The sequence below is a fragment of the Falsiroseomonas frigidaquae genome (genome assembly GCF_012163145.1).
GTDB lineage: Bacteria > Pseudomonadota > Alphaproteobacteria > Acetobacterales > Acetobacteraceae > Falsiroseomonas > Falsiroseomonas frigidaquae.
The window spans coordinates 210,193-229,222 of record NZ_JAAVTX010000005.1 but is presented as its reverse complement, the minus strand read 5'-3'; the positions used below and the strand labels follow the sequence as shown (position 1 = coordinate 229,222).

At 72.0% G+C, this 19,030-nt stretch carries 16 protein-coding genes; 12 read left to right on the top strand and 4 right to left on the bottom strand.

Translation table 11 applies throughout. From position 1 onward, the window contains the following. Positions 1-12: 12 nt before the first annotated feature. The 12 genes from HB662_RS17325 to HB662_RS17270 all read left to right on the top strand — a co-directional run bounded on the left by HB662_RS17325 (position 13) and on the right by HB662_RS17270 (position 14,616). Positions 13-1,278, top strand: coding sequence for a M16 family metallopeptidase (locus tag HB662_RS17325; RefSeq protein ID WP_168051078.1), 1,266 nt, complete (start codon positions 13-15; stop codon positions 1,276-1,278). Between the two features lie 59 nt (positions 1,279-1,337). Then, positions 1,338-2,420, top strand: a complete 1,083-nt coding sequence (locus tag HB662_RS29755) for a hypothetical protein (RefSeq protein WP_168051077.1) — start codon at positions 1,338-1,340, stop codon at positions 2,418-2,420. Continuing rightward, complete coding sequence (locus tag HB662_RS17315; protein ID WP_168051076.1) at positions 2,417-5,458, top strand: non-ribosomal peptide synthetase; 3,042 nt, start codon at positions 2,417-2,419, stop codon at positions 5,456-5,458. The genes HB662_RS29755 and HB662_RS17315 overlap by 4 nt, the downstream gene beginning before the upstream one ends. A gap of 143 nt (positions 5,459-5,601) precedes the next feature. Continuing rightward, the gene (locus HB662_RS17310; protein ID WP_168051075.1) at positions 5,602-6,933 is read left to right on the top strand and encodes a TldD/PmbA family protein; all 1,332 of its coding nucleotides are present in this window, start codon (positions 5,602-5,604) and stop codon (positions 6,931-6,933) included. 171 nt (positions 6,934-7,104) lie between these two features. Next, positions 7,105-7,926, top strand: a complete 822-nt coding sequence (locus HB662_RS17305) for an alpha/beta fold hydrolase (protein ID WP_209443346.1) — start codon at positions 7,105-7,107, stop codon at positions 7,924-7,926. Further along, positions 7,914-9,077: a sensor histidine kinase gene (locus tag HB662_RS29750; protein WP_168051073.1), complete on the top strand. Its 1,164-nt coding sequence runs from the start codon at positions 7,914-7,916 to the stop codon at positions 9,075-9,077. The genes HB662_RS17305 and HB662_RS29750 overlap by 13 nt, the downstream gene beginning before the upstream one ends. 100 nt (positions 9,078-9,177) lie before the next feature. After that, positions 9,178-10,155, top strand: coding sequence for a Tim44 domain-containing protein (locus HB662_RS17295; RefSeq protein WP_168051072.1), 978 nt, complete (start codon positions 9,178-9,180; stop codon positions 10,153-10,155). A 173-nt stretch (positions 10,156-10,328) separates the two neighbouring features. After that, positions 10,329-11,027 (top strand): 50S ribosomal protein L25/general stress protein Ctc, encoded by a 699-nt coding sequence (locus HB662_RS17290; protein ID WP_168051071.1) that lies wholly within the window; start codon positions 10,329-10,331, stop codon positions 11,025-11,027. 99 nt (positions 11,028-11,126) lie between these two features. Next, the gene (gene pth / locus HB662_RS17285; RefSeq protein WP_168051806.1) at positions 11,127-11,696 is read left to right on the top strand and encodes an aminoacyl-tRNA hydrolase; all 570 of its coding nucleotides are present in this window, start codon (positions 11,127-11,129) and stop codon (positions 11,694-11,696) included. A gap of 3 nt (positions 11,697-11,699) precedes the next feature. Beyond that, positions 11,700-12,197, top strand: coding sequence for a hypothetical protein (locus HB662_RS17280; RefSeq protein WP_168051070.1), 498 nt, complete (start codon positions 11,700-11,702; stop codon positions 12,195-12,197). A gap of 93 nt (positions 12,198-12,290) precedes the next feature. Then, positions 12,291-13,385: a redox-regulated ATPase YchF gene (gene ychF, locus HB662_RS17275; protein WP_168051069.1), complete on the top strand. Its 1,095-nt coding sequence runs from the start codon at positions 12,291-12,293 to the stop codon at positions 13,383-13,385. Positions 13,386-13,509: 124 nt separating this feature from the next. Then, positions 13,510-14,616 (top strand): THUMP domain-containing class I SAM-dependent RNA methyltransferase, encoded by a 1,107-nt coding sequence (locus tag HB662_RS17270; RefSeq protein WP_168051068.1) that lies wholly within the window; start codon positions 13,510-13,512, stop codon positions 14,614-14,616. 11 nt (positions 14,617-14,627) lie between these two features. Here the strand turns inward: HB662_RS17270 and HB662_RS17265 are convergent, their stop codons facing one another. From HB662_RS17265 to HB662_RS17250, 4 genes are read right to left on the bottom strand one after another with little or no spacing between them, the layout of a single operon-like run. Then, positions 14,628-15,530 (bottom strand): lipid A biosynthesis lauroyl acyltransferase, encoded by a 903-nt coding sequence (locus tag HB662_RS17265; RefSeq protein WP_168051067.1) that lies wholly within the window; start codon positions 15,528-15,530, stop codon positions 14,628-14,630. Between the two features lie 16 nt (positions 15,531-15,546). Beyond that, positions 15,547-16,569 carry a zinc-binding dehydrogenase gene (locus HB662_RS17260; RefSeq protein ID WP_168051066.1) on the bottom strand — a complete coding sequence of 341 codons (1,023 nt, stop codon included), beginning with the start codon at positions 16,567-16,569 and terminating at the stop codon, positions 15,547-15,549. Continuing rightward, entirely contained in the window at positions 16,569-17,837 is a 1,269-nt protein-coding gene (locus HB662_RS17255) for a beta-ketoacyl-ACP synthase (protein ID WP_168051065.1), read from the bottom strand. The genes HB662_RS17260 and HB662_RS17255 overlap by 1 nt, the downstream gene beginning before the upstream one ends. Beyond that, a complete protein-coding gene (locus HB662_RS17250) occupies positions 17,834-19,030 on the bottom strand; it encodes a beta-ketoacyl-ACP synthase (RefSeq protein WP_168051064.1) in 1,197 nt (398 codons plus the stop codon). Before HB662_RS17250 ends, HB662_RS17255 begins: the two co-directional genes overlap by 4 nt.

Here is a 19,030-nt window from a genome sequence, read left to right as displayed (position 1 = left end):
CGAAGGACACACATGAACGACGCCATTCGCCTGACCCGGCTGCCGAGCGGCCTGACGGTCGTGTCCGAGAAGATGCCGCGGGTCGAGACCGTCTCGATCGGCGCCTATGTCGATGCTGGCACGCGGCATGAGGATGCGCCAGAAAATGGCGTCTCCCACTTCCTGGAACACATGGCCTTCAAGGGCACGGAGCGCCGCGACGCGGCGGCCATCGCGCGCGAGATTGAGAATGTCGGCGGCCACCTGAACGCCTATACCTCCCGCGAAAACACCGCCTTCTACGCCAAGATCCTGAAGGAGGATGTGGGCCTTGCCGCCGACATCCTGGGCGACATCCTGTCCCACAGCACCTTCGTGCCGGAGGAGCTGGAGCGTGAGCGCGGCGTGATCCTGCAGGAGATTGGCCAGGCGAACGACACGCCGGACGACATCGTCTTCGACCATTTCCAGGCCACCGCCTACGGATCCCAGGCGATGGGCCGCCCGGTGCTCGGCACCGAGGACACCATCAAGGCGATGAGCCGGGAGGCGCTGACCGGCTATATGCGCCGCCATTACGGCCCGTCGCGCATGGTGGTCGCGGCCGCCGGCGCGCTGGAGCATGAGGATCTGCTCGACCTCGCGCAGCGCCATTTTGGCGAGCTGCCGGCCGCCATCGCCGCGGTGCCGGAACCGGCGCGCTACACCGGCGGCGAGTTCCGCGAGGAGCGGGATCTGGACCAGGTGCATCTGTGCCTGGGCTTCCCCTCCGTCGCCGCCAACCACAAGCTGCACATGGCGACGCAGCTGCTCTCCACCCTGCTCGGCGGCGGCATGTCCTCCCGCCTGTTCCAGGAGATCCGGGAGAAGCGCGGGCTGGTCTATTCCATCTATTCCTTCGCCTCCCCCTTCGCCGATGGCGGGCTTTTCGCCGTGTATGCCGGTACCGGCGAGGACCAGGCGGAGGAGCTGGTCCCGGTGACGCTGGAGGAGCTGCGCCGCGTGCAGCACGACGTCTCGGAGGATGAGCTGGCCCGCGCCAAGGCGCAGCTGCGCGCCAGCCTGCTGATGAGCCTGGAATCCACCGGCAGCCGCTGCGAGCAGCTCGCCCGCCAGCTGCAGGTGCATGGCCGCATCATCCCGACCGAGGAAACCAAGGCGAAGATCGCCGCGGTGACGGTGGCCGAGGTGCAGGAAGCCGCCGCGATGGCCTTCCGGGGCGCGCCGACGCTGGCGGCGCTGGGTCCGGCGGGCAAGGTGCCGGGGCTGCCTTCGATCATCGAGCGCCTGGCCGCTTGACCATCTCGGGTGCGCCGGCGGATTTGACGCAGGCGCAACCCGCTCGGTAGTTTGAAGACATGACCGGTGCGCCACAGATTGCGGGCGACAGGCCGCCCGACGCCAAGGTCGTGCCGCCTGTCCCGGACACCGTCTACGAGCCGATCCCGCAGGATGGGACCGGCCCGCCCGGCGATATGGAATCTGCCGAGGCGGGCGCCCGCATCGCGGCCTATCTGGCGGATTGCACCGATTTCGCCCGCGCCGCCTTCGCCGAGGCGCCCGTCGCGGCGACCGGTGGCACATCGGACCCGGTGGAGGCGATCCTCGGCGTGCTGCTGGGGCACGAGTTCAACCACCAGTCCAAGGGCCGCCTCGCGCATCTGCGGCCCGGCCTGCGCCAGCGCCTGGCGGCACATGTCGCCCGCGCCGCGCCGATCCCCTTCTTCATGAGCTACAATGGCGGCTACCACGCCACCACGCGGCCCGATTTCTCTCGCCCGCTGGGCTTCGAGGCAGGGATCGCGGAGCTGCTGTTCCTGCACATGATCGCGCGGCTGAAGCGGCGGCTGGGCGCGGTCTACCCGCCCGGCATGGTCTATCACATCGTCCTGAACAACGGCGTGGCGCAGTGGGTGAACGACATTCCCACGGCCCGCACCGAGGCCTATGCGCGGGCGCTGGAGGCGATGGCGGCGGCGCTGGGGGCGGCAGGGCAGGTGCGCCTGCTGGTGCAGTCGCATCTCGGCGATTTCGCCGCCCGCATGCGCGAGGTGCCGGCCCCGCCGGCTGCGGCGGTCGATGCCGCCACCCACCACAACATCGAGCGCTTCCTCGGCCGTCCCTGCTCGGCGGCGGAGGCCGGGCTGCGCCTCGCCCGCTACGCCCCGGCCGAGGCCGCCTGGTGGCAGGAGCTGCGCGGCCTGGTCGATGCGGCCGGGGGCATCCGGCTGCTGCAGGTGGCGAGCCAGGATTTCCTGTCCTTCCGCCCCTTCCCGGGCGCCGCGACCCGGGCGCAGACCGGGCAGGTGGGCTTCCGCCTGCAGGGCGGCCGGCCGGTGCCGGTGCTGATCACCACCGCCAGCTTCGCCCGGGCGGCGGTGGTGCCGGTGCCGGTACGCTGGCCCGCGGGGCTCGCGCTGCCGGAGGCCGCGGCGGGATGAGCGTGGCGGGGGCCGATCCGCTGGCGTCTGACGCCCCCTGGCGCCGGTCCACCCTGCCGTCGCCGCCGGCCGGGGCGCTGGCGATGACGCTCTGCGAGAGCCTGGCCGAGGTCGCCGCGCGCCATGCGGACCGGCCGGCCATCGTCTCCGCCGCCGGGCGGGTGAGCTTCGCGGAGCTGCTCGGCCAGGTCGGCGCGCTGGCGGCGGCGATCCGGGCGGCCGCGGCGCCGCCGGGGCCGGTGGCGCTGCTGCTGCCCGCCGGCATGGGCTACATCGCCGCCTGGTTCGCCTGCGCCGCGGCGGGCCGGCCGATGCTGATGGTGGAACTCGCCAACCCGCCCGCCCGCAACGCCGCGCTGCTGGAGGCGGCGGGGGCGGCGCTGGTGCTGCATGATGGCGATGCGGCGGCGGTGCAGGCCGCGGGCGACCGGCCGGCCCTGCGCCTGTCCTTTCCGCTGGCGCCCCAGCCACTGGTGCCGGGCGGGCTGGATGCGGCGGTGCCGGCCTTCCTCTTCGCCACCTCCGGCTCCTCCGGCCAGCCGAAGCTGGTGGTCTATGCGCAGGAGACGGTGCAGGCGAAGGTGCAATGCTCCGCCATGGTGATGGGGGTGGGGCCGGGCGACACGGTGATGATCGCCGGCTCGCATGCCAATTTCGGCGTGCTGCACCATGCGCTGGTCTTCCTGTTCCGCGGCGGCACGCTGTGCCTGCACGACATGCGGGGGGATGGGCTGTCCGGCATGTTCGGCGCCATCACCCGTTTCGGCGTGAACCACCTGCGGTTCACCCCCTCCCTGTTCCGCACCATCGCGGCGATGCCGGAGGCGGCGGCGGCACTGCGCCAGGCGGCTTGTATACGCTTCGCCGGCGAACCGCTGCTGCGCGACGACATCGCCCTGGCCCGCGCCCATCTGCCGCCGGGCTGCGAGGTGCAGAACCTGTATGGCAGCACGGAGAGCATGATCTTCTTCTGGTCCGACCGGACCGAGGCGCTGCCCCCCGGCGCCCTGGTGCCGAATGGCCGGATCTACCCGGTGGCGGAGTTCCTGCTGCTGGACGAGGCCGGCCGGCCGGCGGCGGAAGGCGAGGCGGGGGAGCTGGTCATCAGCTCCTGCCTGCATGCGCTGGGCGATTGGGTGGAGGGGCGGGTGGACCCTGCGCGGTTCCCGCCGGACCCGCGTGGCGGTGGGCGCCGGCTGTATCATACCGGCGACGTTGTCCGGCTGCTGCCGGATGGCTGCATGGTGGTGCAGGGGCGGCGGGACCGGCTGCTGAAGGTGAACGGCCAGCGTGTCTCCCTGCTGGAGATCGAGGCGACGCTGCGCGCCATGCCCGGCTGCGCGCAGGTTTCCGTGCAGCCGCGTGACCAGGATGGCGCGACGCAGCTGATCGCCTTCCTGGTGGCGGATCACGACCTGCCGGCCGACCCTGGCGCCTGGCTGGCGGCCCGGCTGCCCCGCTACATGGTGCCGGCCCGCTTCCGGCGCGTCGCGGAACTGCCCCTGCTGCCCGGCGGCAAGGTGGATGGCCGGGCGCTGCTGGCGCTGCTGCTGCCGCAGCCTGAACCGGCCGGGATGCCGGGGGAGGGGGCGGATGGCCTGCCGGGCGCCCTGCGGGCGGCCTGGGCGCGGGTGCTGGGCCTTCCGGCGGTGGACCCGGCGGGGGATTTCTTCGCGCTCGGCGGCGATTCGCTGAAGCTGCTGGAGCTGACGCTGGCGGTGGAGCGCCACACCGGCCGGCCGCTGAGCCCGGCCGCCTTCCTCGGCGATCCCACGCCGCGGGGCCTGGCCCGGCTGCTGGCGCGACAGCAGGCGACGGCGCCGCCCACCCCGCTGGGCCCCACCCCGTTGGGCCCCACCCCGTTGGGCCGCTTCGATTTCCGCAGCCGGATCACGTTGCAGCGGCTGCGCCATGCGCGGGGCCTGTCGAAGGGCATGGTGCTCGGCATGCCGAGCTTCCTCGGGCACCTGGCGCCCGTCGCCATGTTCGCCGCCAATGCCCTGCCGGACCACGAGGTCTGGGGCTTCAGCGCGGAGCTGGACGGGCGCACCCTGCTGGATGATGCGGCCTGGCTGGGCTGCGCGCAGGAGATCGCCCGGCAGGTGGCGGCGATGGACTGGCTGCGGCCCGACATCCTGGTCGGCTATTCCGTCGCCGGCTACCTGGCCTGGCTGGTGGACCGCATCCTGGCCGATGGCCCCTGGCGGCCCGGCCGGGTGATCGCGCTCGACGCCTATCCGGTGCATCCGGGGCAGGGGGCGGCGGAGGCCGAGATGCAGGCGCTGATCGCCGGCAGCGCGGGCCGGCCCGGGCGGATGCTGCTGGTCTGCCGCCGGCCGCCGCTTCCCTTCGCCGTGCTGAATGATTCGGCGGAGCGCTGGCAGGCCCTCGGCGTGCCCTTCGAGGCGCTGGGGCTGCCGACGCTGGACCATGCCGACCTGAACCGGGCGGAGGCGATCCGCATGGCGGCGCCGGCCCTGGCCGCCTTCGCCGAAACCGGCGCAGCCCCCGTCATGACGCTGGCCGGCGCGCAGGATTTCGCGACGCCCGGCGGCCGGCTGTACCGCCTGCTGGCGGCCGGCGCGCCGCCCACGGCCGCGGAGCTGCGGCAGGTGATGGCGGATTTCGGCCTGCCCCCGGACTCACCCCCGGACTCACCCGCGAACCCGCCCTCGGATCCGCCCACCGACCCGCATTGCCAATTGGCGCTGCTGTTCCTGGCCATCGCGGTGGGCGAGTATCAGCCGGCGCTGGACCTGGCGCGGCAATTGGCCGGCGGCCGGTCCTATCGGCGGGGTACCACCTATGCGCTGGTCGGGCTGCTCGGGCTGAAGGGCCGGGCGGCGGAGGCTGCCGCGGTGGCGGAAGCCTGGTGCCGGGAGCGCGGCGAGGATGCGGTGATGCGCCGGCGCGTCCCGCCCCACTGGCGGCCGCCGCAGCCCTGGGCGGCGCTGGCCCGCCACCGGATCGGCGGCGCCGCGCTGTTCGACCTGGCGCTGGACTGGATGGCGGCGCGGGAGGGTGTGGCGCCGGGCTGATCCGGCAATCACCCGGGCCGGGCTGGCTTGCCCGCGCGGATCGTGGTTGTTGAGCCTGCGCGGCAACGGGCACGGCCGGCCAGCCGCGAAACGACCTCGACACGCCCCGAAGCGGCCCCGAATGACCAGGATGCGGAGCGAGCATGAGCGACCTGAACCACCTTTCCGACCTCGTCGCCGCCGCCCGCCGGGCCGGTGCGGATGCGGCGGATGCGCTGCAGGTGAGCAATGAATCCCTCTCCGTCTCGCGCCGCCTCGGCCGGGTCGAGCAGCTGGAGCGGTCCGAAGGCTTCGACATCGGGCTGCGCGTGTTCCTCGGCCAGCGCCAGGCCATCGTCTCCACCACCGTCGCCGACCCCGCCGGCTTCGCCGCGCTGGCGGAACGCGCGGTGGCGATGGCGAAGGTGGTGCCGGAGGACCCGTTCGGCGGGCTGGCGGACCATTTCGACGCGCCGCGCGACGCCGGGCCGCTGGACCTGGCGGATGCCACCGAACCCACGGCGGAGCACCTGATCGCCCGCGCCGCGGCGGCGGAGGATGCGGCGCTGGCGGTGGCCGGCGTGACCAACAGCGAGGGCGCCGATGCCAGCTGGGGCCGCATCCGCATCGCGCTCGCCACCTCCGCCGGCTTCGCGGGGCAGTATGTCCGCACCTCGCACAGCCTGTCCTGCACCGCGCTGGCCGGGCAGGGCACGGGGATGGAGCGGGATTATGAATGGTCCTCCGTCGTCCATCGGGCCGACCTCGAGGACCCGGCCGCGATCGGGCGGCGGGCGGCGGAGAAGGCGATCGCCCGGCTGAACCCGGTGCGGGCGAAGACGGCGCGGATTCCCGTGGTGTTCGATCCGCGGGTCGCCTCCTCCCTGCTCGGGCATCTGCTGGGGGCGATCAACGGCGCTTCCGTCGCGCGTGGCACCTCCTTCCTGGCGGACCGGATCGGCACGCAGGTGCTGGCCAAGGGCCTGACGGTGCGCGACGACCCGACCCGCCCGCGCGGCCTGCGGTCCCGCCCCTTCGATGGCGAGGGCATGGCCGGCCAGCCGCGCGCCATCGTGGAGGATGGGGTGCTGATGAGCTGGATCCTGGATTGGCGCAGTGCCCGGCAGCTCGGCCTGGCCAGCACCGGCCATGCCAGCCGCGGCACCGGCGGCCCGCCCGGCCCGGCGGCCTCCAACCTGTGGCTGGAGCCGGGCAGCATGACGCCCACCGAGCTGATGGCGGATATCCGGGAAGGCCTCTATGTGACCGACCTGATCGGCATGGGGGTGAATGGCGTGACCGGCGACTACAGCCGCGGCGCCGCCGGCTTCATGATCCGCAACGGCGCGCTGGCGGAGGCGGTGAGCGAGATCACCATCGCCGGCAACCTGCGCGACATCTTCCTGAACCTGACGGCGGCGAATGACCTGACCTTCCGCCGCGGCATGGATGCGCCGACCATCCGGATCGAGGGGTTGACCCTGGCGGGGGCTTGAAGCGGCGGAACTGATGGGGCCGGAGGTCGCGGCGAAGGCGAGGCAGACGCGGCGGTGGCCGAGCACAAGCCTTCGTGCAGTGGCGACGGGCCCATCATTAAGCTTTCCACAACATGATTGATGGAAACGCGCCGAGGCGGCCGGGTGGCCGTCTCTACCGGAGCCTGCTTCTTGCCCAACCCTGACACCCTCACGCTGCACAATGTTCGACGCCTGGGTGGCGGACCCACGCGCCTGCTTTTTGCGCACGGCTTCGGCTGCGACCAGACGATCTGGCGACTGGTCGCGCCGCTGCTGGCGCGGGACCATGAGGTGATCCTGTTCGACCATGTCGGCGCCGGCGATGCCACCGCGCCCTATGATGCGCGCCGCCATGGCAGGCTGGACGGCTATGCCGAGGATGTCCTCGGGATCTGCCAGGCGCTGGGGCCGGAGCAACTGGTTTATGTCGGCCATTCCGTCAGCGCCAGCATCGGCGTGCTGGCCGCGGCCAAGGCGCCGGCGCATTTCGCGAAGCTGGTGCTGCTGAACCCGTCCCCCCGCTACATCGACGATGGCGACTATGTCGGCGGCTTCTCGGCGGAGGACATCGAGGCCCTGCTCGGCCTGCTGCAGGCGGACCAGGATGGCTGGGCGGCCGCCATGGCACCGGCCGTCGCGGGCAATCCGGACCGGCCGGAACTGGCCGAGGAGATGGCCGGGCGGTTCTGCCGGATGGACCCCGCTGTGGCGGTCGGCTTCGCCCGCACCACCTTCACCTCCGACAATCGCGCCGATCTGGCGCGGGTACCGACGCGGACCCTGGTGCTGCAATGCCGGGATGATTCCATCGCCCCGCCCAGCGTCGGCGCCTTCGTCAGCGCGCAACTGCCCGATGCGGTGCTGGTGACGCTGGAGGTCTCGGGCCATTGCCCGCATCTTTCGGCGCCGGAGGAAACCGTGGCAGCGATCCGCAGCTTCCTGGCCGATCCGGGCCAGCCATGCCTGATCTGAACATGCCGCAGGCGGCCCTGGCCGAGAGCATCGAGGATTTCTACGAGGACGCACCCTGCGGCTACGTCTCCTGGCGCATCCAGGACGGCGCCATGGTCCGCGCCAACCGCACCCTGCAACGCTGGATCGGCAAGCCCCGTACCGGCCTGCTCGCCGGGCGCTTCCGTGACCTGCTGACCCCGCCCGGCCGGATCATGCACGAGACGCGGCACGCGCCGCGGCTGCGGGCCGGCGGGGCGGTGGAGGCGGTGGCGCTGGAACTGGCCTGCGCCGCCGGCCAGCGTCTGCCCGTGCTGGCCCATTCGCAGCTTCTGGCGGAAGGCGGCGACGCCCTGGTGCGGACCTCGCTGTTCGATGCCACCGTCTATCGCCGCTACGAGCAGGGGTTGGTGACGGCGCGGCAGCGGGCGGAGCAGGCCGAGGCCGAGGCCCGCCGGGCCCAGGCGCGGGCCGAGGCGGCGGCGCAGGCCAAGGCCGGGTTCCTGGCGGCGATGAACCATGAGTTCCGCACGCCGATCGGCATCGTCTCCGGCTTCGCCGGCCTGCTGCGGCGTGATGCGGAAGCCGGCGGCGGAGGGTCCGCCAGGCTCGACTGGCTGCGCGACATGGATGAGGCGGCGGAGCATCTGCTCTCCTTGCTGGAGGATGCGACGCTGTTCGCCCGGCTGGATGGCGGCACCCATAGCCTGCCGGTACGGCCGATGGCGCTGGGCCGCATGGCACAGGCGGCCATCGCCCTGGCCGGGCCGGTGATGGAGCGGCAGCGGGTCCGGGCCTTCGCGCCGGAGGTGGACCATGCGCCCAGCCTGCGCGCCGATCCGGCGCTGGTGGCGGAGGCGCTGGCCTGCGGATTGCGGGAGATCGCTCGCCGCGCCACGCCCGGCATGAGCATCCAGATCGAATGCGTGGCGGAGGACGGGCTGTACAGCATCCGCCTCATCTGCCCGGGGCTCGAGATGACCGAGGCGGCGCTGGCCGACCTGCGTGCGCCCCTGGCGCCGACCGCCTGGCTCGGCCGGGGGCTGGAGGGCTCGGGGCTGGGCATCGCCGCCGCGCAGCGCATCGCGGAGCTGCATTGCGGCCGGCTGCGCATCGAGACGGCGCCGCAGGGCGGGTTGCTGCTGGCGCTGGAACTGCCCCTGGAAGCCTGATCGGCCGGACCAGGAGGTGGCTCAAGCGGGGGGCATCGCAATTCGCCGGCGAAGCCCTATATTACAGCGAGGAAACCCAGACCGGAGTCACGGAGCCCCAATGCGCCGCAAAGCATCCTTCATGGCCGCCATCGCCGTCGTGGCCCTGGCGCTCGCCCCAGCCCTGGCCGAAGCGCGCCGCGGCGGGGGCTTCTCCTCCGGCAGCCGTGGCACCCGCACCTACCAGGCGCCGCCTTCGACCAGCACCTCCCCGGGCGGGGCGACGCAGTTCCAGCGCACCCAGACCGGTCCGGCTGCCGCCACCACCGGCGCGGCCACCGCTGGCACGGCCGCGGCCGGCGCCACGGCGGCGCGCGGCGGCATGCGCTCCGGCCTGATGGGCGGCCTTCTGGGCGCCGGGCTGATCGGCATGTTCCTCGGCGCCGGCCTGTTCGGCGGCCTGGGCGGCTTCGCCTCCATCCTCGGCCTGCTGCTGCAGGTGGCGCTGATCGGCGGCGTGATCTGGCTGGTGATGCGGATGTTCCGCAGCCGCCGGGAAGCCACGGCCGGTGGCCCGCCCAATGTCCATGCGCGTGACATGCAGGGTGATGCGAACCCGCGGCCGATGATGGGCGGCAGGGCCGCCGCGGCTGGCCCGATGCCGGCGCCGGCCGCGCCGGAGGTGGCCACCGCGCCGCTGCAGATCGTCGAATCCGACTATCAGGAATTCGAGCAGAACCTGCAGGCGGTGAACGATGCCTGGTCGCGCCAGGACCTGGAGGCGCTGCGCCGCCTGTCCACCTCGGAGATGACCAACTACTTCGCCCAGGACCTCAAGGACCTGCGCGCCCGCGGCTGGACCAACACCACCAGCGGCACGAAGCTTGAAGCCGGCGACCTGTCCGAGGCCTGGCAGGAGAACGGCCAGCACTACGCGACGGTGGCGATGCGCTACTCCATCGTGGACGTCACCACCGACGCCTCCGGCAAGGTGGTCGAGGGCCATCCGACGGAGCCGCAGGTGGTCACCGAGATCCTCACCTATACCCGCTTCCCGGGTGAGTCCTGGCGCCTGTCGGCGATCCAGCAGACCGGTTGAGGCTCGCGGGCGGAGGGGGCGAAAACCCCCTTCGCCCTTGCTTCGCCCCCCCGCATCGGCTAGGCGTCCCTGCTGCGTCGGCACCCCTGGAGGCCGGCGCATTTTCTTTGCGCCCGCCCCGCCGGTTCGTTCGGCAAGGGAAGTGGGCGCATCATTCTTGAAGGAGCCTGGCAATGGTCCAGACAGTGCGGATCGAAGCCGTGGCGCGCGCAGATGCAGGTAAGGGGGCAGCGCGTGCGACCCGGCGGGAGGGGCTGGTCCCCGGTGTGGTGTATGGTGCGAAGCAGGCGGCGACGCTGGTGGCCTTCGACCCGCGCGACATCATGAAGGAACTCACCAAGGGCGGCTGGCAGTCGCACCTGTACGAGGTCGTCGTGAAGGACGGCCCGACCGAGCGCACCATCATGCGCGAGGTGCAGTTCCACCCGGTGACGGATCGCCCCATCCACATCGACTTCCAGCGCGTGGCCCCCGGTGCGCGTATCCGCGTCCGCGTGCCGGTGGTGTTCCAGAACGAGGAAACCTCGGTCGGCATCAAGGCCGGTGGCGTGCTGAACGTGGTCCGCCGCGAGGTTGAAGTGCTGGCCGAGACCGACAAGGTGCCGGACCACTTCGAGATCGACCTGGCCGAGGCCAAGATCGGTGACGGCCTGCGCTGGTCCTCCATCAAGGATCATCAGGGTGCGCGCCCCGGCATCGCCGGCCGCGACTTCATGATCGCCTCCATCGCCGCGCCGACGGTGGATGAGGAACTGGCACCGGTCGTGGTTGCCGCGCCGGAGCCGGTCAAGGGCAAGGGCAAGGCGCCGGCCAAGGCTGCTGCCAAGCCGGCCGCCGCCGCCGCCCCGGCCGCGCCCGCCAAGAAGAAGTAGTCTTCCGGGACAAAGCCCTCTCCCCCGACGGGGGAGAGGGTTGGTTGGGGGGGCGCGACGATCAGTCGCGCAATCTGAAAGGGGTCCGCTGCGGTGGCGCTGCTTTGGGTCGGCCTTGGGAATCCGGGGCAGGAACATGCGCGGCAGCGCCACAACATCGGCTTCATGGCGATGGATGCCATCGCCCGGCGCCACGGCTTCACCGCCTGGCGCAAGCGCTTCAAGGGCCTGGTCGCGGAGGGCAACCTCGGCGGCCAGAAGATCCTGGCCCTCAAGCCAGAGACCTACATGAATGCCAGCGGCGAATCCGTGCAGCAGGCCGCCGCCTTCCTGAAGCTCGGCACCGCCGATATCTGCGCCTTCCACGACGAGCTGGACCTGGCGCCCGGCAAGCTGCGGGTGAAGAAGGGCGGCGGCACCGCCGGCCACAACGGGCTGCGGGATATGCAGCGCGCCTTCGGCAACGCGGATTTCTGGCGGGTGCGTCTCGGCATCGGCCATCCCGGCCACAAGGACCGGGTCACCGGCCATGTGCTGGGCAATTTCGCCAAGGTGGACACCTGGGTGGAGCCGCTGCTGGACGCGGTGGCGGATGCCGCGCCGCTGCTGGCGGAGGGCCAGCACGAGGCCTTCATGACGCGCGTGGCGCTGCTGACGCAGGAAGGATGACCGATGAGCGGCATGGAAGATGACAGCGTGTTCGATGGCGGTTTCGGCGGCCCGGGTCCCGAGGATTTCGCCAATGGCGCCGCTGCCCTCGCTGCCGGGCTGATCCGCGAAGCGCAGGGCCTGGCGCAGGCCGCCGCCGCGCTGCGCGCCACCGCCGCGCCCAACCCGCCCGGCGTGGCGGGTGGCGAGCCGGTCTCTGACATCCGACGCCAGCGCATGGTGCTGCACACGGCGGGCGAGGCCGCGCTGCGCGCCGCGCTGGCGCTGGATGCCGCCGCCCTGCTGGCCGAATCCCGCGCACCCGCGGAACAGGCGGCGCGCATCGCGGAAGCGGCCAGGAAGGTCGGCCTGCCGCCCGCCACCCTGGCGCCCTTCCTGCGCAGCGCGGCGCTCGATTTCCGCACGGATGACGCGGCCGCGCGGATTGCCGCCTCCACCCTCGCTACCGATCTCTGCGCACTGCTCGCCCAGGATTCGTCCGGACGGACGAATCCTGCCTAGAAAAGAAAAACTGGCGCAGGAAATCCGGTCTGACGAACCTGGTCAGACCGAATATTGCGCCAGACGCCGCCTCCTCCTGAACGGATACTCCCCATGGGTTTCAACTGCGGCATCGTCGGCCTGCCCAATGTCGGCAAATCCACCCTGTTCAACGCGCTGACGCAGACCGCGGCGGCCCAGGCGGCGAATTACCCGTTCTGCACGATCGAGCCGAATGTCGGCCGGGTCGCCGTGCCTGACCCGCGCCTCGGCGTGCTGGCGAAGATTGGCAAATCCCAGAAGATCATGCCGACCGGCCTGGAATTCGTCGACATCGCCGGCCTGGTGCGCGGCGCCTCGAAGGGGGAGGGGCTGGGCAACCAGTTCCTGGCGAATATCCGGGAGGTGGACGCCATCGTCCATGTCCTGCGCTGCTTCGAGGATGACGACGTCACCCATGTCGAGGGCAACGTGGACCCGGTGCGGGACGCCGAGACGGTCGAGACGGAGCTGATGCTCGCCGACCTCGACAGCCTGGAGAAGCGCGCCTACGGCCTGAACAAGCGCGCCCGCGGCGGCGACAAGGAAGCCAGCGCGCAGCTCAGCCTGATCGAGCCGATCCTGGCCGCGCTGACCGAGGGCCGCGCCGCCCGCACCGCCATCCCGAAGGGGGAGGAGGAGGCGGTGCGCCGGCTGCAGCTGATGACCAGCAAGCCGGTGCTGTACGTCTGCAACGTGGAGGAAGGCTCCGCCGCAACCGGCAACGCGCATGCGGAGAAGGTCTTCGCCATGGCGAAGGCGCAGGGCGCCAAGGCGGTGATCGTCTCCGCCGCCATCGAGGCCGAGATCAGCCAGATGCCGGAAGCCGACCGGGCCGATTTCCTGGAGAGCCTGGGCCTGGCCGATAGCGGGTTGGATCGCATCATCCGCGCCGGCTACGAATTGCTCGGCCTGATCACCTATTTCACCGTGGGTCCGAAGGAAACGCGGGCCTGGACGATCACCCGCGGCACCAAGGCGCCGGCGGCCGCCGGCGTGATCCATGGCGATTTCGAGCGCGGCTTCATTGCCTGCGAGACCACCGCCTTCGACGACTACGTGGCGCTCGGCGGCGAGCAGGGTGCCAAGGAGGCCGGCAAGATGCGGGTCGAGGGCAAGGAATACGTGGTGAAGGACGGCGACGTGCTGCTGTTCCGCTTCAACGTCTGAATTGAGATCCCGCGGATCGTGACCGATCCGCCACTACGCGCCGGCACAGGCCGGCGCGCGCTTGGCGCCGCGCCAGATGGCGCGACGCCCGTTCGGGCGCGGGTCGCGACCCCTGGGATATGGCATGACCGAGGCCTTCGAGATCTTCCTCGCCACCGCGCCGGGGCTGGAGCCCCTGCTGTTCGAGGAGGTGCGCACCAAGGGTTTCCGCCGCCCTAAGGCGGTGCCGGGCGGCGTGACGATCGAGGGCGGCTGGCCCGAGGTGTGGCGCGCCAATCTGTGGGTGCGCGGCGCGGGCCGGGTGCTGGCGCGCATCGACAGCTTCCGGGCGGTGCACCTGGCGCAGCTGGACGCCAAGGCGCGGCGCGTGGACTGGGCCGGGGTGCTGCGCGCCGATGTGCCGTTCCGGGTGGAGGCAAGCTGCGCCGGGTCGCGCATCTATCACTCCGGCGCCGCGGCGCAGCGAATCGAGACCGCGATCCGGGAGACGCTGGGAGCGAAGCAGGCCGAGGACGGCGTGCTGGTGATGGTGCGGCTGGAAAACGACCAGTGCACCATCAGCGTCGATACTTCCGGCGAGCCGTTGCACAAGCGCGGCTACAAGCAGGCGCTGAACCCGGCCCCGTTGCGGGAGACGATGGCCGCGCTGTTCCTGCGCCAATGCGGCTATGAGGGCACGGAGCCGGTGGTCGACCCGATGTGCGGCGCCGGCACCTTCGTCATCGAGGCGGCCGAGATCGCCGCGAGGCTGAACCCCGGCCGGTCCCGCACCTTCGCCTTCGAACACCTCGCCAGCTTCGATGCGGAGGCCTGGGCGGCAATGCGCGCGGTGCGCAGCCAGCGCGTGCCCGCGGCGCGCTGCTACGGCCGGGACCGGGATGCGGGCGCCATCGCGATGAGCCGCGCCAATGCGGAACGTGCCGGCGTCGCGGAGATCACGGATTTCGCCCAGGCGCCGATCAGCGAGCTGACACCGCCGGAAGGCCCGCCGGGCCTGGTCATCGTCAACCCGCCCTATGGCAGCCGGATGGGGGAGGGGACGGACCTCGCACCGCTCTATGCCGCCTTCGGCCAGGCGATGCTGCGGCGTTTCGCGGGCTGGCGGGTGGGGATGGTGACCAGCGAGCCGAAGCTGGCGCAGGCGACGCGGCTGCCCTTCCTGCCGAACACCGCGCCGGTGCCGCATGGCGGGCTGCGGGTCGCGCTGTACCGGACGCTGCCGCTGGCTTGATCAGCCGCAGGCTACATCCGCCAGCGGCGGTGCTGCCACAGCCACTGGCCGGGATGCTCCCGCACCCAGCCCTCGACGATGTCGTTGACCTGCTGCGTCGCGGCCTGGATGTCGATCTGGCCCTTGGCATCCCGCACGAGGTCCACCGCCTCCGTCAGTTCCAGCCGGAAGCGACCGCCGGGCAGGCGGATGGCGCGCGCGCCATGGATCGGGCAGTCGAAGCGCCGCGCGAGGCGGGCCAGGATCGGGATGGCCGTCGCCTCCCGCCCGAAGAAGCGGATCTTCGGGCCGCGGCCGAAGCGCTGGTCCACCAGCATGCCGAGATGCAGGCCCTCATCCAGCGCCTCCATCATGCGGATCGGCGCGGCGGGGCCGGCGGGGATCAGCGAGCCCATCACCCCCTTCCGCAGCGCCAGGATGTCGCGCGCCACGGCGGCGTTGTTCGGCGTGCGGTACAGGGCGGCGGCCGGCAGGCCGTGGCGTAGCGCGGCGACGGCGGGCAGTTCCCAATTCGCCAGATGCGCGGCGAAGATGATGGCGGGCTTGCCGTCATCCCGCAGCCGTTCGAAGCGCGCCATGCTTTCGGCATCAAGCAGGATGCGGCCGGTGTTCGGGTTCTCCGGATCGAAATCCCAGAGATCGCCAAGATGGACGTATTCGCTGGCGGTGCGGCCGAGGTTTTCCCAGCTTTCGCGCAGGATCGCGGCGCGTTCGGCGGCGGGCTTTTCCGGGAAGGCCGCGTCGATGTTCTCGCGCGCGATGCGGTTGGCGGAAGTCAGTGGGCCCAGGGTCCGCGCTACCGCGGCGCCGATGCGCCCGGCGCGGTCCGGCCCCAGCGCGCGCACCATGGCGAAGCCACCGCGGATCAGGGCGGCCAGCGTTTCATCCCCGGCGCGTTTCAGGGCTGCCTTCATCGCCTTTCGGGAAAACTCAGAACTTCACCACGATCTTGCCGAAGACCCGGCGCGATTCCAGCCGTTCCAGCCCCTCGGTAAAACGCTCCAGCGGCACCACCGTATCCAGCACCGGCAGGATGCCCTGCGACATCTTGCCCAGCGCGTCGCCCACATTGCGGATGGCGCAGCCGAAGCTGCCGAAGATGCGGAGCTGGCGCTGGAAGATCATCATCAGGTTGGTCTCGGCCGAGACGCCGGAGGTGCTGCCGCAGGTCACCAGCCGCCCGCCCGTGCGCAGCGACAGCAGCGAACCGGCCCAGGTGCTGGCGCCGACATGCTCGAACACCACATCCACGCCGCGCTTGCCCGTCACGCGGCGGGCAACCGTGGAGAAGTTCTTGTCCGTGTAGTTCACCACATGATCGGCGCCGAGCGCCTGCGCCTTGGCGCATTTCTCGTCATCGCCCGCCGTCGCGATCACGGTGCAGCCCAGGGCTTTGGCGACGCGGATGGCGATGGAGCCGATGCCCGAGCCCGCGGCCTGGATCAGGATGGTCTCGCCCGGCTTGAGCTGCGCGTTGTCGAACAGCATGTGCTCGACCGTGCCGAAGGTGACGGTGGCGCAGGCGGCTTCCTCGAAGGGCACCTTATCCGGCACGCGCACCAGCAGCCGCGCGTGCACATTGGCGAGCTCCCGGGCGAACCCGTCCACATGGAAGCCGGCGACGCCCGAGACGTTCTCGCAGAAATTGTCGCGGCCCTCGCGGCAGGCGGCGCAATGGCCGCAGGTGCGGGCGCCATAGGGAACCGCGCGATCGCCGGGCTTCCAACCCTCGACGCCGGCGCCGACGGCCACGACCTCACCCGAGGCCTCCGCGCCCACGGCCAGCGGCAGCGTGCGCTGCGCGAAGGCCATGCCGCGCCAGCCCCAGACATCGATATGGTTGAGCGAGATGGCGCGGATGCGCAGCTGCACCTCGCCCTCCGCCGGCGGCGGTGGCGCGTCGATGTCTTCAAGCCGCAGGTCGCGGTCGCCATGCAGGCGCAGCGCGCGCATCAGGAAGGCTCCCCACTCAGCACGAGACACACATTCTGGCCGCCGAAGCCGAAGCTGTTCGACAGCACATGCTCGACCTTCGCCGCCCGGCAGGTATTCGGCACCACATCCAGCGTGATCGCCGGGTCCGGCTCCACATGGTTGATGGTGGGCGGCAGCATCTGGTCGCGGATCGCCAGCAGGCTGAACGCCGCCTCGATGGCGCCGGAGGCCGAAAGCGTGTGGCCGATCATCGACTTGTTGGAGGAAATCGGCGGCGCATCCTCTCCGAACACGGCGCGCATCGCCAGGTTCTCCATCTTGTCGTTCTCCGGCGTGCCGGTGCCATGGGCGTTGACGTAGGAGATGTCGCCCGGCACCAGCCCCGCATCCTCGATGGCGTTGCGCATGGCCTGGATCACCGCGCTGCCATTCGGGTTGGAGCGGGTGCGGTGGAAACTGTCCGATTTCTCGCCGGCGCCGCGCACCACGCCGAGGATGCGGGCGCCGCGGGCGCGCGCATGGGCCAGGCTTTCCAGCACCAGGCAGGCGGCGCCCTCGCTCATCACGAAGCCGCCGCGGTTCTTCTCGAAGGGGCGGGAGGCGCCGGTCGGGTCGTCGTTGCGGGTGGACAGCGCGGAGAGCAGGGAGAAGCGGATCAGCGCTTCCGGCTGCACCGTGCCATCGGCGCCGATGGCGAGTGCGGCCTCCGTCTCCCCGCGCTGGATCGCCTCGACGCCGAGCTGGATGGCCGACGCGCCGGTGGCGCAGGCGGTGGTGACGGCGACGGGCGATCCGCGCGTGCCGAAGCGGGCGGCCAGCGTCTCGCCGACCGTCTGGAAGGCGGCCGTTTCATAAAGCTCCGGCCAGCCGGTGGCCGCCAGCGTCAGCGCCTTGTAGGTGGCGGGCTCCGGCGCCGCGCGGCGGGCGAGTTCGAAACGGTGCGGCCATTCCAGCTCGACCGGCGGCATGCCGAGCATCAGCGGGCCGGGGAAGGCGCCGCCGCCGAGGCCGGCTTCCGACAGCGCCTCCTCCGCCGCCATTGCCGCCATGCGGGCGACGCGGGGCGTGGCGGTCAGCACCTGGCCCTCTGCCTCCTCCGGCAGGTCCACGGTGCCGGCGATGGTGGTGCGCAGGTGGTCGGTCGGGAAGCGGGTGATGCGGCGGATGCCGGAGGTGCCGGCCAGCAGCGCCGCCCAGTTTGCCGCGACGCCGAAGCCGAGCGGCGTGACCAGGCCGATACCGGTGACGGCGACGATCGGGCGGCCGCGGGAATCAACGTGCTTCACGGCTGCTCCTCCGCCGGGATCGCGCGCAGATGGGCCAGCGCCTCGCCGCGCCAGGCGCCGAAGCCGGTCACCAGAAGATCCTGCGCCGGCGCGGCCATCGGCGCTTCGGCGGGCTCCAGCGACGGCGGCTGCACGCCCTCCGCCAGCATCAGCGCGCCGAGCGCCAGGCTCGCCGGGAAGGTCGCTTCCACCCCCCAGCCGAGGCGGCTGCCGGCAGAGCGCAGCGTGATGTCGCGGCCGAGGCCGGCGAGAAAGTCGCGTTCCACCGCGGTGGGGCCGGCGACGCCGGTGGCGCCCGACAGCACCGTCAGCGGCCCGTCCGGCAGTGCCAGGCGGGCGAAGGCGCGCGCCGCGGCGGCGGCGCTGCCATCCTGCCCATCGCGCCGCGCCTGCTCACAAGCTACGCCCGTGATGCGCGCCAGGCCACGGGCGCCGCGGGCGCGGGCGCTGGCGGCATTCTCCAGCACCAGGAAGGCGGCGAGCGTGCCGGGAATGGCACCCGGCGCATCATCGCGGGTGAAGACCGGCGCAAAGCCGCCCTGCCGCAGCAGCCCGGCCGAATGGTACAGCACCATCAGGTCCCAGCGTGCGGCGACGAAGCCGCCGCCGACCAGCGCCGCCTGGCCGCGGCCTTCCGCGAGCCGGGCGGTGGCGATCCGCACCGCATCCGCGCCGGCCTGTTCCTCGCCCATGAAGGTGCGGGAGGCGCCGGTGACGCCGTGGACGATGGAGATGTTGCCGGCCAGCAGGTTCGAAAGCTGCGCCAGGAACAGCGTCGGCCGCAGCCCGCCGGCCAGCAGCGCGTTCAACTGCGTCGCGGCCTCCGCCGGCGGCAGCCCGGCGAGTGCCGCCAGCACGCTTTCATCCAGCGCCAGGTCGCGTTCACCGCCGCCGGCGGCGACGATCAGGTCCATCTCGGCCACCAGGGACCGCGCCCCGGCATCGTCCAGCGCCAGCCCGGCGGCATAGGTGCCGAGGCGCTGCCAGGGCTCCATCTGCCGCTGGTCGCCCTTCTTCGGGATCTGCCGGTCGAGCTCCAGCGCGGGCGCGGGGTGCAGCGGGAAGGGGGCGTGGCTGTCCGCATCCAGCGGTGTGGGGGTGTCGCCCGCCAGCGCCGCCAGATGTGCCGCGCGGCCCTCGCCATGGGCGGAGACCAGGCCGATGCCGGTGATCCAGATGTCGGCGCCGCTCAT